Source organism: Serratia entomophila, from assembly GCF_021462285.1.
Taxonomy (GTDB): domain Bacteria; phylum Pseudomonadota; class Gammaproteobacteria; order Enterobacterales; family Enterobacteriaceae; genus Serratia; species Serratia entomophila.
Map to the genome: position 1 here is coordinate 1,456,934 of NZ_CP082787.1, position 16,084 is coordinate 1,473,017.

Below are 16,084 nucleotides of genomic sequence, written 5' to 3' on the forward strand. Positions count from 1 at the left end.
TTATGCCCGTCCCCAGAGTCTGGCAACGGTCAGCGCGATAAAGGCCTCCAGCTTGGCCGATTGGCGCCGTTCCGGCAGATACACCAGATGCATCGGCCGCGGCAGCGGCGAATAGCCCGGCAGCACCCGCACCAGCCGCCCGGCGGCGATGTCTTCTTCCAACAGCATTTCCGCATGCAGCACAATGCCGAAACCGGCCAGCGCCGCCCGGCGCACGCCTTCGCCGGAGTCCATGCGCAGCCGCGGCTTCACCGGCACGCTGATTTCTCCCTGCGGCCCGCGCAGCCGCCAAAAATGGTTACCGTCCCACTGGCTAAAGCCGAAGCAGCTGTGCGCGCCGAGCTGCTCGGGCCGGGAGGGGGCGCCCTGCTGCGCCAGGTAGGCCGGCGCGGCGGCCAGCGTCATGCGGTAGTCCGGCAGCGCGCGCGCCACCAGGCCGTCATCCGCCACCGGCCCGATGCGAAAGGCCGCCTCGTAGCGCTCTTCGATCAAATCCACTTTGCGATCCGACAGCACCACTTCGGCTTCTACCTCCGGGTGCCGGTGCAGGAAATCGGTGAGGATCGGCGTCAGCACCCGGTTGCCGAAGGTGACGGGCGCACTGATGCGCAGCAGGCCGCCGGGCGAATCCCGCAGCGCCCGCGCGCTGGCTTCGGCGGCGTCGGCGTCCGCCAGCAGCCGGCGGCAGCGTTCGTAAAACACCCGCCCGGCTTCGGTCAATCCCTGGCGGCGGGTGGTGCGGTTCAGCAGTGGCGCATTCAGCCGCTGTTCCAGGTAACGAATATGTTTGCCGACCATGGTGGGCGAGATGGCCATCTGTTCGGCGGCGGCGACGAAGCTGCCTTTTTCCACCACCTGTACAAATACCGCCATGCTGGTTAATCGATCCATTATAAACCTGTGGTGTTTTCTGAACGCCCTGTGGGCCACTTTGCCGGATTATAGCGCTCTGGGATACTGGGCGCATCTAACCGTCAGTGCGTTATTGACGAAACTTTTGGAGCGGAAAAATGCATGCATTAGCCTTTGAACATTTTGGCGGCCCCGAGGTGCTCAGCTATCTCGAACTGCCGACGCCCGCCGTGCCGGCCGGCGCGGTACAGGTGCGCATGGGCGCCGCCGGGCTGAACTTCGCCGATATCTACCGCCGTAAAGGCAACTATGTGCTGCACGGCCAGCCGCCGCATATCGGCGGGTACGAAGGGGTGGGCACCATCATCGCCGTGGGCGAAGGCGTCAGCGGCTGGCGGATGGGCGAACGAGTCGGCTTTGCCGACGTGCCGTTCTGCCATGCCACCCGCATCAATGTGCCGGTCGAGCACGCGCTGCGGCTGCCGGAGGCACTGAGCGACGTCGAAGCCGCGTCGATCCTGCTGCAGGGGCTGACGGCGCAGTACCTGATCAACGACAGCGTGCAGGTGCGCGCGGGCGATCGCGCGTTGGTGCACGCGGCGGCCGGCGGCGTTGGGCAGATCCTCACCCGCATGCTGGTGGCGCGCGGCGCGCAGGTCTATGCGGTGGTGTCTTCGGCGCACAAGCAGCAAATTGCTCTGAAGAACGGCGCGGCGGCGGCCTTCACTTACTCGCAGGATTGGGTGGCGGAGGTCGCGGCGCTGACCGATGGCGGGGTGGAATACGGCTTTGACTCGGTGGGCATTACCCTGCAGCAAAGCATCGACGCACTGCGCCCTGGCGGGCGGGTGGTCACCTTCGGCATGGCGGGCGGCGAAGCGCCGGCCATCTCCGCTTACGATTTGATGATGGATTCCAAAGGCGTCGTGGGCGGCGATCTCTGGACCTACCTCAACGGCGGCCCGGCGCGGCGTGAACGCGCGGAGCGGCTGTTCGCCGGCTGGCGCGACGGCGAGTTTTCCCTGCCGCATACCGAAACCTTCCCGCTCAGCGCCGGGGCGGACGCGCACCGGCGGCTGGAAGATCGCAGCTTCGCCGGCAAGATTGTGCTGTTGAACGATCGCGACTAAAGCCCGCGTGTTACACTGGCCGCCGGGCGATAACGGGGGCCAGTCAGGATGGAAGCGGTACGCGCAGCGATTGAAAAACAGGTGCTCAGCCTGACAGGCTTGGCGCTTGGGGGCGTTGATTTTGAAAATCCGCCGGGCGATCCGGGGTTGTTTGGCCCCCAATCGGTCATCTGGCAAGTGCACAGCGATTTTACCTCCATGCTGTGCGGCGGCGTCAGCGCCTTATTGCTGCAGATGCTGCACCCGTTGGCCTTGGCCGGGGTGTGGGATCACTCCAACTTTCGTGAAGACATGCTCGGCCGCCTGCGCCGCACCAGCCAATTCGTTTCCGTCACCACCTTTGGGCCAACCGCAGAGGCCGAGCGGCTGATAGCCAAGGTCCAGGCCATTCATCTGCGGGTCAACGGCACCGGCAGTGACGGCACCCCCTATGCCGCCAGCGATCCCGACCTGCTTACCTGGGTACACGTGGCGGAAAGCAGCAGCTTTCTGGCCAGCCATTTGCGCTACCGCAATCCGCATCTTTCCGCTGAGCAACAAGACCGGTATTACCTTGAGGCGGCGCGCGTAGCCGCCGCGCTGGGCGCTCGCAACATTCCGATCACCCGGGGCGAGGTGGCCGATTACCTGCAGCAGATGCGGCCGCAGCTGGTGTGCGACGAACGCACGCTGGAGGTGGCGCGCATTCTGCGCAATGCGCCGGCGCCGAGCGCCCTGGCGCGGCCCCTGGGCGCCCTGGTGATGCAGGCGGGCGTCGATCTCTTGCCGCTCTGGGCGCAGCGGCAGTTCGGTTTCCATTCCGGCGCGCTGCGGCGGCGATGGGTGCGCATCGGCGCCGCCGGCATGGGAAAAGTGCTGGGCGCCTCGATGCGCAATGGCTCTTATCAGCGCGCGGTACGGCGTATTAACGCGTCATCCTGAGCGATAGCGAGTGGCAATAACCCCGCATTTCTCTCCGCTTACGCCAGCTTTTGAGACTTTTACGGGTGATCCGTTCAGCAATGCGTTTTACACTTGGGGAAAGCCAAATTCCATTTTTGCGTGCAGCATTATTCTGTTCGCGCCCTGACCCTATTGAGGTGATATGAACGAGTCATACGTACTTGCTGAAGTCAGTAATGAGAACCAGACGCTGGTCGCGGTGGTTCAGCAAGATCATCGGGCAGCTTATTTCTATATCTACCCAACTGAAGAAGCCGGCGAACGTTTCCAGGTGCGCGCCTGTTGGCTGCGCAACCTGGCCGCCGCGCCGCTGCAGGAAGATCGCGCCGCGCTGGAGCAGGGCCAGCCGCCGATGCTGGCGGCCGAGTTTTGCCGCAACCTGGAAGGGGAAGCGCCGCTCAATCCCGAAGGATTGACGGTAGTGTGGACCGAAAGCGACGACGGCGCCGCGCTGTGGTACTACGGCCAGCTGTTGGCGGTGATCCCCGGCTGGAGCCTGTATATCGACCATTCGGTGTGCTATTCCGCCAGCTGCATCAAGGAAAGCCCGCTGGCTTATCCGCTCGGCTCCGCTTCCACCAACACCCAGTACGCGTTGGCGGAAAATACCCGCCAGTTCTGGCGCAGCTGGCAGCGGGAGGAGGGCAACCCCTGGCCGAAAATGCAGAGCGACTACCAGGCGCGCTACGAGCCGCATTTTGGCCCTTCGGTGAAATACTACGCCATCGACCAGGGCAAGTGGCCGCCGATGGCCATCACCCAGCACGAGCGCGACGGCATCTACTACTTCCTCACCATGGGCGTCAGCATCCGGCCGATGCCCTGGGTGGAGATCCTGTTCAACGACGACGCCTCGCGCTATCGCCGCATGGAGATGGGCATCGCCATCGACAGCCAATACATGACCGAAGAAAACGCGGTGCAGATGGCCAGCGCCCTGGCCGGCTTTGCGCACGTGCCCTGGGCCAAACTGACCTGGTTCGGCGAAGGGCATACGCTGGAGTCTGAAGTTGCGCCGCTGGGTTATGTCGGTTATATCTTGTCGTCGTCGTTCTACCCGTACAACGATCGCCTGACTCTGCCGAAACAGTATGGCGATCCGGTGAACATCTTCTGGGCCAGCCCGGTGTTTGAGGCCGAACGCCAGCTGGCGCTCGCCGCGCCGAACGGCGGTCAGGATCTGGCCGGCAAGCTGCGCGAGCAGGGGGTCGATCATATCTTCCGCCCGCGCCAGCCGGTATGCTGAACACGTCTTTTTAATCAGGGGATCGAACATGACGTCAGCGCTGTTGATTATCGATGTGCAGCAAGGACTGTTTAGCCCGCCGCCGGCGGACGCCGGGGCGGTGATCGGCCGCATTAATCAACTGAGCGCCGCCGCCCGCAGGGCCGGGGCGCCGGTGATATTCATTCAGCATCAGACCGCGCACCAGGAGCTGCCTCACGGCAGCAAGGCCTGGCGGCTGCACGCCGATTTGCAGGTGGAGGAGGGCGATCATCGGGTGGATAAAACCACGCCGGATTCGTTCCTGCGCACCCGGCTTGGGCCGCTGCTGGTCGCCAATGGCGTCTCTCGGTTGGTTATCTGCGGCTATTCCAGCGAGTTTTGCGTCGATACCACCACCCGCCGCGCCGCCGGTCTCGGGTATCCGGTGACGCTGGCGGCCGATGCTCACACCAGCCACGACAAGCCGCACGCCAGCGGCCAACAGATCCGCGAGCACCATAACGCCACGCTGTCGAATATCGAGAGCTTCGGGGTGCCGATTAATGCGCTGCCGGCGGCGGACATCCGTTTCTGAATCCCACGGGCCCGTCAGCCGGGCCTGCAGGCGGTTACTCCAGCCCGGCCCTGCGCGCCGCCACCCTGGCCAGCGCCGCCCAATCCAAATCCGCATCGCCCTGCGCCATCGCGTCGAGGAAGTTGTCTTTCAGCACGCTGGCGAACGGCATTGGCGTATGGCTGTTGGCGCCGGCTTCCAGCGCCAGCCCGACATCCTTCAAACCCAGCGCCAGTTTAAAACCGGCCGGCGAATATTTTTCTGCGGCGATCAGCGCGCCGTAGCCCTGATAGGCCGGCGAGGCGAAGGCGGTGCTGGTCAGCATCTGCAGATAGTCGGTGCTGGAAACGCCGTAGTTGCGCACCAGCGCGCTGCCTTCCGCCATGGCTTCGATGGCGCTGGCCAGCGTGAAGTTGGTGGCGATCTTGACGATGTTGGCCTGCGCGGGCTGCTCGCCGAAATGCCAGGTTTTCTGGCCGAGCGCGTCGAATAGCGGCTGCACCTGCGCCAGCAGCTGGCTATCGCCCGCCGCCAGAATATTCAGCTTGCCGGCGGCGGCCACCTCGACCCGCCCGAGCACCGGCGCGGCGAGGTAGCCGACGCCGCGTTCCTGGTGTTGGGCCGCCAGCCGTTTGGCCAGCTCGACGGAGACCGTCGCCATATTGATGTGGATAGTCCCCGGCTTGAGCCGCTGCAGCAGGCCGCTGTCTACGACCACCTGTTGGGTGGCGGCGTCGTTGGCCAGCATGGTGATCAGCACCTCCGCCTCGGCCAGCTCTTCGGGCCGCTGCACCTGCCGTGCGCCGGCGGCGACCAGTGGCTGCGCCGCCTGCGGCGAACGGTTCCACACCGTCAAGGCAAAGCCCGCCTGCAGCAGGTTGGCCGCCATGGCGCTGCCCATCCCTCCCAATCCGGCAAATCCGATCTTCATAACGCGTTCCTTTTTCAGGTTGAATCCCTTCACCCTAGCGCGCCGGGCCGAGAACGCCAGCGCCGGAATGTAACGCTTTCTTAACCGACCGGCGCGCCGCCGGTCCCCTTCATTTAGGCCACTACGTCGGCTCGCTGCGCCAGCGCGTCGAGCTGCAGCATCAGCATCGCCAAACGGCGCTGGTGGCGGAGCTGAAGGCGCACTATCGCCGCGGTGGGCTGGGTGACGTGAAGATCAAACGCCTGCTGGAGGACTGCCTGCAAAGCCTGCTTGAGCCGATCCGCACCCGCCGGGCGGACTTCATCGCCGACAAGGGCGAGCTGACGCGCATCCTGCAAGACGGCACCCGCCGCGCGCATCGGGTCAGCCAACGGACGCTGGCGCAGGTCAAGGCTGCGCTGGGGCTGGACTTCTTTATCCTGGAATAAGGCGAACGCCGGGGCGGTACGCGTCACGCCCCGGCCATAAAAGCATCATCCCAATGTCATAAACTTATTCGTTAATAGGTGCCCATAATGATTAGCCACTGAAACCAGAGAAATCATATGGCTCAGGCACTGTTAAAACTTGCACAGAACGACTTTCCAGGGCAGCAACCGGTACCCTCGCGTAAAGTGTTGTCGGTGAAAGGCTTGGGAAAAGCCTATAAAGCTCAGCAGCGGGTGCTGGACGACATTAACTTCGATCTGTACGCCGGCGAGTTCGTGGCGGTGATCGGGCGTTCCGGCGCCGGTAAATCCACCCTGTTGCACACCCTGAACGGCACCATCCCTTCCAGCTGCGGCGAGATGCTGCACTTTGAAGACGATGGCGCGGCGCAGGACATCGCCCAACTCGGCGCCCGGCAAATGCGCCAGTGGCGCGCCCGTTGCGGCATGATCTTCCAGGACTTCTGCCTGGTGCCGCGGCTGGACGTAATGACCAACGTGCTGTTGGGCCGCCTGAGCCACACCTCCACCCTGAAATCCTTCTTCAAACTGTTTGACGACGCTGACCGCGCACGCGCCATCGAGCTGCTGCAGTGGCTCAATATGCTGCCGCATGCGCTGCAGCGCGCCGAGAACCTGTCCGGCGGCCAGATGCAGCGGGTGGCCATCTGCCGCGCGCTGATGCAGAACCCGAAAATCCTGCTGGCCGACGAACCGGTGGCGTCGCTCGATCCCAAAAATACCCGCCGCATCATGGATGCGCTGCAGAAAGTCAGCGAAAACGACATCGCGGTGATGGTCAACCTGCACTCGGTTGAGCTGGTGCGGGAATACTGCACCCGGGTGATCGGCATCGCCCAGGGGAAAATCGTGTTTGACGGGCATCCTTCGCAACTGAACGAACGGATCCTGCACCAGCTGTATGGCGAGGAAGCCAATCAGATCCATTGAGACCTTTTATCTTCACTTTTACCTTTACACACAAGGCACACGTAATGAAAAAAGTATTGAGTCTGACCACCCTGATGGCCGGCGGGATGATGATGTTTAATGCTGCCGCAGCGGATGCGCCGAAAGAGCTGAACCTGGGGATCCTCGGTGGCCAGAACGCCACGCAGCAAATCGGCGATAACCAGTGCGTGAAGCAGTTCCTGGACAAGGAGCTGAGCGTCGACACCAAGCTGCGCAACTCTTCCGACTACTCGGGCGTGATCCAGGGCCTGCTGGGCGGCAAGATTGATCTGGTGCTGAGCATGTCGCCATCCTCCTTTGCTTCGGTTTACATCAAAGATCCGAAAGCGGTGGATATCGTCGGCATCGCGGTCGACGACGTCGATCAGTCGCGCGGCTATCACTCGGTGGTGGTGGTCAAAGCCGGCAGCCCGTACCAGAAGCTGGAAGATCTGAAAGGCAAGGCCATCGGCTTCGCCGATCCGGACTCTACCTCGGGCTTCCTGATCCCGAACCAGGCGTTCAAGAAGCTGTTCGGCGGCACGGTCGACAATAAATACGACAACACTTTCTCCAGCGTGACCTTCTCCGGCGGCCACGAGCAGGACATTCTCGGCGTGCTGAACGGCCAGTTTGAAGGCGCGGTGACCTGGGCGTCGATGATTGGCGACTACAACACCGGCTACACCAGCGGTGCGTTCACCCGCATGATCCGCATGGATCACCCGGACCTGATGAAACAGATCCGCATCATCTGGCAGTCGCCGCTGATCCCGAATGGGCCGATCCTGGTGAGCAATTCGCTGCCGGCCGACTTCAAGGCCAAGGTCGTTACCGCCATCAAAAAGCTGGATAAAGAAGACCACCAGTGCTTTATCAAGGCGATGGGCGGCAAACAGCACATCGGCGACACCACCCTGGCGGAATACCAGACCATCATCGATATGAAGCGTGAACTGACCAAAGGCGACCGTTAAGCCTCGACCTTGGGTCCTCTAAGGGGTTCAGCATGCTGAGCCCCTTGTTCCATAACGGTGGAAGACTATTTTGAATACCGATTTTGCACAGTATTACCAACGGATCCGCGGCAAGCAAAAGCGTGAAGCGCTGCTGTGGTCGCTCGGGCTGGTGGCGCTCTATCTGGGCGCCGGCAACCTCGCCGAGTTCAATCTGCACACCGTCTGGGTGTCCATTCCTCACTTCTTCGACTACCTGGCGGAAACCGTCCCGACGCTGCATTGGAGCCTGCTGTTCGCCGACGGCCATACCGAAGGTTCGCTCGCCTACTGGGGTTATCGCCTGAATATCCAACTGCCGCTGATTTGGGAAACGCTGCAGCTGGCGCTGGCGGCGACCATTCTGTCGGTGATGGTGGCGGGGGGGCTGGCGTTTTTGGCGGCCAACAATACCCACAGCCCGGCGTCGTTGCGCTGGGGCATTCGCACGCTGGTGGCGTTTTTGCGCACCATGCCGGAGCTGGCGTGGGCGGTGATGTTCGTGATGGCGTTCGGCATCGGCGCCATTCCGGGGTTTCTGGCGCTGGCGCTGCACACCATCGGCAGCCTGACCAAACTGTTTTATGAATCGATTGAGACCGCCTCCAACAAACCGGTGCGCGGGTTGGCGGCCTGCGGCGCCACGCCGCTGCAGCGCATGCGTTTCGGCCTGTGGCCGCAGGTGAAGCCGGTGTTTTTGTCCTACAGCTTCATGCGGCTGGAGATCAACTTTCGCCAATCGACCATTTTGGGGCTGGTGGGGGCGGGCGGCATCGGCCAGGAGCTGATGACCAATATCAAACTCGACCGTTACGATCAGGTCAGCATGACGCTGCTGCTGATCATTCTGGTGGTTTCGCTGCTGGATTACGCCTCGGGTGAATTGCGCAAGCGGGTTGTGGAGGGGAAAAAATGATGTCAGGGCCTGCGGTGACGGCGCAAACGCTGCACCAGTTGAAGCAACAGCATCCGGAGATCTTCTCCCAGCAGCGGCGCTACCTGCGCACGCTGGGCATGGTGGTTGCGGCGATCGCGCTGTATTACCTGTTTTTCTTTCAGTTCTTCGGCATTGCCTGGCCGCAGTTCATCAACGGCTGCCAGCAGCTGGGGCGTTACTTCGTGCGGATGTTCGTCTGGCATGATTTCGCCAACTGGCCGTTCATGTATTACTTCCAGCAGATTGGCATCACCATCGCCATCGTCTTCGCCGGTACCCTGACCGCGTCGCTGATCGCGCTGCCGCTGTCGTTCTTCGCCGCGCGCAACGTGATGTCGACGCCGCTGCTGCGGCCGATATCGGTGGTGGTGCGCCGGCTGCTGGACATTTTCCGCGGCATCGACATGGCGATCTGGGGGCTTATCTTCGTACGCGCCGTCGGCATGGGGCCGCTGGCCGGGGTGCTGGCGATCGTAATGCAGGACGTCGGGCTGCTGGGCAAGCTGTATGCTGAGGGGCACGAGGCGGTGGACAAGTCCCCCAGCCGCGGCCTGACGGCGGTGGGCGCCAACGGCCTGCAGAAGCACCGTTACGGCATTTTCACCCAGTCGTTCCCCACCTTCCTGGCGCTCAGCCTGTACCAGATCGAGTCAAACACCCGCTCCGCCGCGGTGCTGGGCTTTGTCGGCGCCGGCGGCATCGGCCTGGTGTACGCGGAAAACATGCGGCTGTGGAACTGGGACGTAGTGATGTTCATCACCCTGATCCTGGTGGTGGTGGTGATGATTATGGACAAGCTGTCGTCGATGTTGCGCAATAAGTACATTATCGGCGAAGACATCCCGCTGTATCAGCAAAAAAGCCAAATCGATTGAGAAACCCCTTGCCGATCCCTATACTGCCGCACATATTCCAAGTACGGCGGGTATAGGGTGCATTTTTCATTTTACACTGCGCGCATCTCCCTCGGTTTACAAGCTAAAGGCAATTTAACTCCATGATTAACAACGATGTGCTGCGCAGCGTGCGCTACATGCTGAGTATTAACGACGCGAAAATGGTCGAGATTATCAAACTGGATAATTTCGACGTCGACGTCTCGGCGATGGGCGCTTACGTCATCAAAGAAGGCGAGCCGGGGTTTGAAAAGTGCCCGGACGACGTGATGGCGCATTTCCTGAACGGCCTGGTGTTTTTCAAGCGCGGCAAGGACGACAAGTTCCCGGCGCCGGAGATTGAGCTGCCCATCACCAACAACCTGGTGTTGAAAAAGCTGCGCGTGGCGTTCGAGTTGAAAGACACCGATATGCATCAGATTTTCACCGCGGTGGATTTCCGCATCTCCAAGCCGGAGCTGAGCGCGCTGTTCCGCAAAGAAGGCACCAAAAATTACCGTCCGTGCGGCGATCAGATGCTGCGCTATTTCCTCAAGGGGCTGGCGCAGCGCATTCGCGGCGCGTAAAACCCACCTCCTGTCATCAGGCGCCGTCGCGAGACGGCGCTTTTTTTTGCACTCTTTTTGCCCGGCCGCTGCGCGGCGCTGGTGCAGGTTTTTTACTCTCGAGTCATAAGTTTTAATTATAATTTATTGAAATCATGAGATTAAAAACTGGCACGTCGGTTGCTCTGTTGAATTCCATCTTGTGTACCAGATGGAATTCAACCCATGACTCAGCCTGTTGATCTCTGCGGTTTTACCCTCGGTGAATGGCAACACCATTATCAAACTCGCCAGGCGGGCGAACGGCTTGCCTGCGTGCGATCCGCGCTGGAGGCGCTGGCCGCCGGCCTGAGCCTGAATGACCGCGCCTGGCTGTATTTGGCTACCCCGGAACAGCGGGAAAGCCAGTATCTGCAGCTGGCGCAGCGGCTGGAAGCGGTCGCCGGCGATCTCAGCCGGTTGCCGCTGTTCGGCGTGCCCTTTGCGGTGAAAGACAATATCGACGTCGGCGGCTGGCCAACCAGCGCCGCCTGCCCGGCATTCACCTATCGGGCGCAGGCCGATGCCGCCGTGGTGGCCAACCTGTGCGCCGCCGGCGCGGTGGTGATGGGCAAAACCAACCTCGACCAGTTCGCTACAGGGTTGGTAGGCACTCGCTCACCGCACGGTGCAGTGGTTAACAGCTTTGACGAACGCTACGTCAGCGGCGGTTCCAGCTCCGGTTCCGCTTCGGTGGTGGCGCGCGGCCTGATGCCGTTTTCTCTGGGTACCGACACCGCCGGCTCCGGGCGCGTGCCGGCCGGTTTCAATAATATCGTTGGCCTGAAGCCGACCAAGGGCTGGTTGTCCAACCGCGGCGTAGTGCCGGCCTGCCGGCTGAACGACGCGGTGTCGGTGTTTGCGCTGACGGTGGCCGATGCGGCGCGAGTGGCCGAACTGGCGGGCGGCTTTGACGCCGCCGATCCTTACTCCCGCGCCAACCCGAACGGCGCACCGGCGGATATTCCCGCCGCGCCGCGCTTCGCCGTGCCCGATCGGCTGGAGTTTTTCGGCGACGAGCAGGCCGAGCGGGCATTTCACCGGGCGCTGACGCAGCTGCAGAGCGACGGCGCCACGTTGGAACCCATCGACTTCACGCCGTTTCGCCAATTGGCGGAGCAGCTCTATCACGGCCCCTGGGTGGCGGAACGCACCGTCGCGGTCGAGGCGATGTTGCAAAATCATCCCCAGGCCATCGATCCGGTGGTGCGCGGCATCGTCAGCAACGGGCTGGCGTACAGCGCCTGCGATGCCTATAAGGCGGAATACCTGCGTGCCGAACTGGCGCGGCAAATCGCACAGCGGCTGGCGCCGTTCGACGCGCTGGTGGTGCCGACGTCGCCGACCATCCGCACCCTGGCGGAGATGGCCCTGGAGCCGGTGTTGTTCAACTCGCAGTTCGGCACCTACACCAACTTCACCAACCTGGCGGATCTGAGCGCGCTGGCGCTGCCGGCGCCGCTGCGCGAAGACGGCCTGCCCGCCGGCATCACCCTGATTGCGCCGGCCTGGCATGACCGGGCGCTGGCGGCGTTCGGCCTGCGCTGGCAGCGCCGGCAAAACCTGCCGCTCGGCGCCACCGGGCGGGCGCTGCCGCCCGAGCAGGCGGTAACGCCGTCGACGCAGCATGTACGGGTGGCGGTAGTGGGCGCTCACCTTAGCGGCATGCCGCTCAATTTTCAGCTGACGCAGCGCGCTGCGGTGCGGGTCGAGCAGACCCTTACCGCGCCGTGCTACCGGCTGTACGCGCTGGCCGATACCCAGCCGGCGAAGCCGGGTCTGGTGCGCGACGCGCAGGGCGCCGCCATTAGCGTCGAACTGTGGGATATCCCGCTGGCGCGCTTCGGCGAGTTCGTGGCCGAAATTCCGGCGCCGCTGGGCATCGGTACGCTGCTGCTGGCGGACGGCCGTCGGGTGAAAGGTTTTATCTGTGAACCCTGGGCGCTGGCAGGCGCCACGGATATCACTGAGTTTGGCGGCTGGCGCGACTATCTCACCGGCGTTAAGGGGGCATGAACATGTTTACTACCGTATTGATCGCCAACCGCGGCGAAATTGCCTGCCGCGCCATCCGTACTCTGAAGCGTCTCGGGGTGACCAGCGTGGCGGTTTACTCCGACGCCGACCGCAATGCGCCGCACGTGGCCGAGGCCGATCGGGCGGTAGCTGTCGGCGGTGAAAAAGCCGCCGACAGCTATCTGCGCATCGACAAAATCCTGGCCGCCGCGGCAGCCACCGGCGCCCAGGCGATCTACCCCGGTTACGGATTTTTGTCCGAGAGCGCCGAATTCGCCGACGCCTGCGCCGCGGCGGGCATCGCCTTTATCGGCCCGACGGCGGCGCAGATCCGCGAGTTTGGCCTGAAGCACCGGGCGCGCGAGCTGGCGGCGGTGGCGCAGGTGCCGATGACGCCGGGCACCGGCCTGCTGGACAGCGTGGAGCAGGCGGTCGGCGCCGCTGCGCGTATCGGCTATCCGGTGATGCTGAAAAGCACCGGCGGCGGCGGCGGCATCGGCCTGACGCGCTGCGACGACGAGGCGGCGCTGCGTGACGCCTACGACAGCGTGAAACGGCTCGGTGAACAGTTCTTCCGCGATGCGGGGGTCTTTATCGAGCGCTTTGTCGATCGGGCGCGTCACGTTGAGGTGCAGATCTTCGGCGACGGCCAGGGCCGGGTGGTGGCGCTGGGCGAGCGCGACTGTTCGCTGCAGCGCCGCAACCAGAAGGTGGTGGAAGAAACCCCGGCGCCGAACCTGCCGGCGGCGACCCGCCAGGCGCTGCATCGGGCGGCGGTCACGCTGGGCGAGTCGGTCAACTATCGCAGCGCCGGCACCGTGGAGTTCATCTATGACGGCGCGCGCGACGAGTTCTACTTCCTCGAGGTCAACACCCGTTTGCAGGTGGAGCACCCGGTAACCGAAATGGTCACCGGTCTGGATCTGATTGAATGCATGCTGCAGGTGGCGGCGGGGGAGGCGCTGGACTGGGCGGCGCTGCAGCGCGCGCCGCAGGGAGCGGCGATCGAAGTGCGCCTCTACGCCGAAGATCCGCTGAAAAACTTCCAGCCCAGCCCCGGCGTGCTGACCGAGGTGCATTTCCCCGCCGGGGTGCGCGTCGACGGTTGGGTGGCGACCGGCAGCGAAGTGTCGGCATTTTACGACCCGATGATCGCCAAGCTGATCGTGCGCGGAGACGACCGTCAGCAGGCGCTGGAGAAGCTGCGCACGGCGCTGGACGCTACCCGTTTGCACGGCATCGCCACCAACCTCGATTACCTGCGGCAGGCGATCGCCATGCCGCAATTTACCGCCGGTGAAGTCTGGACCCGCATGCTGGACGGCTTCAGCTTCCAGCCGCACTGCCTCGAAGTGCTGCAGCCCGGCACCTACAGCAGCGTGCAGGACTACCCCGGCCGCCTCGGCTACTGGGATATCGGCGTGCCGCCGTCGGGGCCGATGGACGACTTCGCCTTCCGGCTGGCCAACCGCATCGTCGGCAATCACCCGGACGCCGCCGGGTTGGAATTTACCCTGCAGGGGCCGACTCTGCGCTTCCACTGCGACGCCGTCATTGCTCTGACCGGCGCCGATTGCCCGGCGGATGTGGATGGCGAACCGGCGGCCTACTGGCAGCCGATCGCCGTTCGGGCCGGCCAGGTGCTGACGCTGGGGCGCGCCACGCGCGGCTGCCGCACCTATCTGGCGGTGCGCAACGGGTTCGACGTGCCGGTTTATCTCGGCAGCCGCTCCACGTTCGCCCTCGGCCAGTTCGGCGGCCACGCCGGCCGCACGCTGCGGGTGGCGGACATGCTGGCGATCGGCCAGCCGGCGCTGGCGGCCAGCACCACCCCGGCGCCGATCGCCGCGCCGCAGGCGATGGACGCCAGCCTGATCCCGCACTACGACAGCCTGTGGAATATCGGCGTGTTGTACGGGCCGCACGGCGCGCCGGATTTCTTCACCCCGGCGTCGATCGAGCGGTTTTTCGCTGAAGAATGGCAGGTGCACTACAACTCCAACCGCCTCGGCGTGCGGCTGGCGGGGCCGAAGCCCGACTGGGCGCGGCAGGACGGCGGCGAAGCCGGGCTGCACCCCTCCAACGTGCACGACTGCGAATACGCCATAGGTTCAGTCAACTTTACCGGCGATTTCCCGGTGATCCTGACCCGCGACGGGCCGAGCCTCGGCGGCTTCGTCTGCCCGGTGACCATCGCCAAGGCCGAGCTGTGGAAGGTCGGCCAGGTTAAACCGGGCGATCGCATTCGTTTCCATCCGATCGGTTTCAAACAGGCGCAGTCGCTGGAGCAGGCGCAGCTCGGCAGCATTGAAGCGCTGGCGGCGGTGAAGGCCATCACCCTGCCCGCGCCGGAACTGGCGCCGACGACGACCGTTTCCGCCGCGGTGCTGGCGGCGTTGCCGGCGGCGGAAGGGCGCCCGGCGGTGGTCTACCGCCAGGCGGGGGACGCTTACATCCTGATGGAGTACGGCGACAACCTGCTCGATCTGGCGCTGCGCCTGCGCATCCATCTGCTGATGCAGTCGCTGCGCCAGGAGGCGATCCCCGGCGTGGCGGAGCTGGCACCGGGCGTGCGTTCGCTGCAGATCCGTTACGACAGCCGGGTGATCGGCCAGGCCGATCTGCTGCAGCGCCTGCTGGAGCGCGAGCAGGCGCTGGGCGACGTCAGCCAACTGAAGGTGCCGACGCGCACCCTCTGGCTGCCGATGGCGTTCGAAGACGGCGCCACGCTGGGCGCGGTAGAACGCTATCAGCAGACGGTGCGCTCATCCGCGCCCTGGCTGCCGAACAACGTCGATTTCATCCGGCGCATCAACGGGCTGAGCCGCCGCGAACAGGTGCGCGACATCATCTTCGACGCCAGCTACCTGATCCTCGGGCTGGGGGATGTTTATCTCGGCGCGCCCTGCGCGGTGCCGATCGATCCGCGCCATCGGCTGCTGAGCTCCAAATACAACCCGGCGCGCACCCATACCGCCGAGGGCACGGTCGGCATCGGCGGCATGTACATGTGCATCTACGGCATGGATTCGCCGGGCGGCTATCAGCTGGTGGGGCGCACGCTGCCGATCTGGAACAAATTCCTCAAGAACCCGCAGTTCAGCGCCGGTGAACCCTGGCTGCTGCGCTTCTTCGACCAGGTGCGTTTCTACCCGGTCAGCGAACAGGAGCTGGAGGTGCAGCGGGAAGCCTTCCGCGAAGGGCGCGCGCAGGTGCACATCGAGGACAGCGAGTTCGACTTCGCCGCATACGGCCGTTTTCTGGCGGATAACGCCGCCGACATCGCCGATTTCCAGCAGCGGCAGCAGCGGGCTTTCAGCCACGAAGTGGCGCGCTGGCGGGCCGATGAGGACGAAGCCGAAGCGCAACTGCCGCCGCCGGAGGACGACCAGGAAGAGATTGACGGCTATCTGGTCAGCGCCGATCTGAACGGCAACGTATGGAAGATCCTGGTGGAACCGGGGCAAAGCGTGGCCGCCGGGCAGCCGCTGATCGTGGTCGAAGCGATGAAGATGGAGCTGGCGGTCACCGCGCCGCGCGCCGGGGTAGTCAAACGCATCAGCTGTCACCAGGGGCGGCCGGTAGGGCCGGGGGATGCGTTGCTGTGGCTGGAGCACGCCGGTTGATAACGTCGGGGAGAG

General features: G+C 63.9%; 13 protein-coding genes and 1 pseudogene. 12 read left to right on the top strand and 2 right to left on the bottom strand.

Annotated elements, in window-relative coordinates; translation table 11 throughout:
* The gene (locus KHA73_RS07215; protein WP_234589960.1) at nt 1-891 is read right to left on the bottom strand and encodes a LysR family transcriptional regulator; all 891 of its coding nucleotides are present in this window, start codon (nt 889-891) and stop codon (nt 1-3) included.
* 119 nt (nt 892-1,010) lie between these two features.
* On the opposite strand from KHA73_RS07215, the gene KHA73_RS07220 reads away from it, so the two are divergent.
* The 4 genes from KHA73_RS07220 (at nt 1,011) to KHA73_RS07235 (ending at nt 4,726) form a co-directional block, all read left to right on the top strand.
* Nucleotides 1,011-1,982, top strand: a complete 972-nt coding sequence (locus KHA73_RS07220; protein ID WP_234589961.1) for a quinone oxidoreductase family protein — start codon at nt 1,011-1,013, stop codon at nt 1,980-1,982.
* 48 nt (nt 1,983-2,030) lie between these two features.
* Nucleotides 2,031-2,903, top strand: coding sequence for an oxygenase MpaB family protein (locus KHA73_RS07225; RefSeq protein WP_234589962.1), 873 nt, complete (start codon nt 2,031-2,033; stop codon nt 2,901-2,903).
* 163 nt (nt 2,904-3,066) lie between these two features.
* Entirely contained in the window at nt 3,067-4,170 is a 1,104-nt protein-coding gene (locus KHA73_RS07230; protein ID WP_234589963.1) for a suppressor of fused domain protein, read from the top strand.
* A gap of 28 nt (nt 4,171-4,198) precedes the next feature.
* The gene (locus KHA73_RS07235) at nt 4,199-4,726 is read left to right on the top strand and encodes a cysteine hydrolase family protein (RefSeq protein WP_234589964.1); all 528 of its coding nucleotides are present in this window, start codon (nt 4,199-4,201) and stop codon (nt 4,724-4,726) included.
* A 34-nt stretch (nt 4,727-4,760) separates the two neighbouring features.
* Here KHA73_RS07235 and KHA73_RS07240 read toward each other — a convergent pair whose 3' ends face one another.
* Nucleotides 4,761-5,654 carry an NAD(P)-dependent oxidoreductase gene (locus KHA73_RS07240; RefSeq protein WP_261081474.1) on the bottom strand — a complete coding sequence of 298 codons (894 nt, stop codon included), beginning with the start codon at nt 5,652-5,654 and terminating at the stop codon, nt 4,761-4,763.
* A 158-nt stretch (nt 5,655-5,812) separates the two neighbouring features.
* On the opposite strand from KHA73_RS07240, the pseudogene KHA73_RS07245 reads away from it, so the two are divergent.
* From KHA73_RS07245 to uca, 8 genes and pseudogenes are all read left to right on the top strand, one after another.
* Nucleotides 5,813-6,064: pseudogene (locus KHA73_RS07245) on the top strand (tryptophan--tRNA ligase); the annotation flags it as partial.
* A 117-nt stretch (nt 6,065-6,181) separates the two neighbouring features.
* The gene (gene phnC / locus KHA73_RS07250; RefSeq protein ID WP_234589966.1) at nt 6,182-7,015 is read left to right on the top strand and encodes a phosphonate ABC transporter ATP-binding protein; all 834 of its coding nucleotides are present in this window, start codon (nt 6,182-6,184) and stop codon (nt 7,013-7,015) included.
* Nucleotides 7,016-7,059: 44 nt separating this feature from the next.
* Nucleotides 7,060-7,992: a phosphonate ABC transporter substrate-binding protein gene (gene phnD, locus KHA73_RS07255; RefSeq protein ID WP_234589967.1), complete on the top strand. Its 933-nt coding sequence runs from the start codon at nt 7,060-7,062 to the stop codon at nt 7,990-7,992.
* Between the two features lie 70 nt (nt 7,993-8,062).
* Nucleotides 8,063-8,926, top strand: coding sequence for a phosphonate ABC transporter, permease protein PhnE (phnE, locus tag KHA73_RS07260; RefSeq protein ID WP_234589968.1), 864 nt, complete (start codon nt 8,063-8,065; stop codon nt 8,924-8,926).
* Nucleotides 8,926-9,822, top strand: coding sequence for a phosphonate ABC transporter, permease protein PhnE (gene phnE, locus KHA73_RS07265; protein WP_380738937.1), 897 nt, complete (start codon nt 8,926-8,928; stop codon nt 9,820-9,822). The genes phnE (KHA73_RS07260) and phnE (KHA73_RS07265) overlap by 1 nt, the downstream gene beginning before the upstream one ends.
* Nucleotides 9,823-9,944: 122 nt before the next feature.
* Nucleotides 9,945-10,409, top strand: a complete 465-nt coding sequence (locus KHA73_RS07270) for a YehS family protein (RefSeq protein WP_234589971.1) — start codon at nt 9,945-9,947, stop codon at nt 10,407-10,409.
* Nucleotides 10,410-10,613: 204 nt separating this feature from the next.
* Nucleotides 10,614-12,443, top strand: coding sequence for an allophanate hydrolase (atzF, locus tag KHA73_RS07275; protein ID WP_234589973.1), 1,830 nt, complete (start codon nt 10,614-10,616; stop codon nt 12,441-12,443).
* Between the two features lie 2 nt (nt 12,444-12,445).
* Nucleotides 12,446-16,069, top strand: coding sequence for an urea carboxylase (gene uca, locus KHA73_RS07280; RefSeq protein ID WP_234589975.1), 3,624 nt, complete (start codon nt 12,446-12,448; stop codon nt 16,067-16,069).
* The last annotated feature ends 15 nt before the right edge of the window (nt 16,070-16,084 follow it).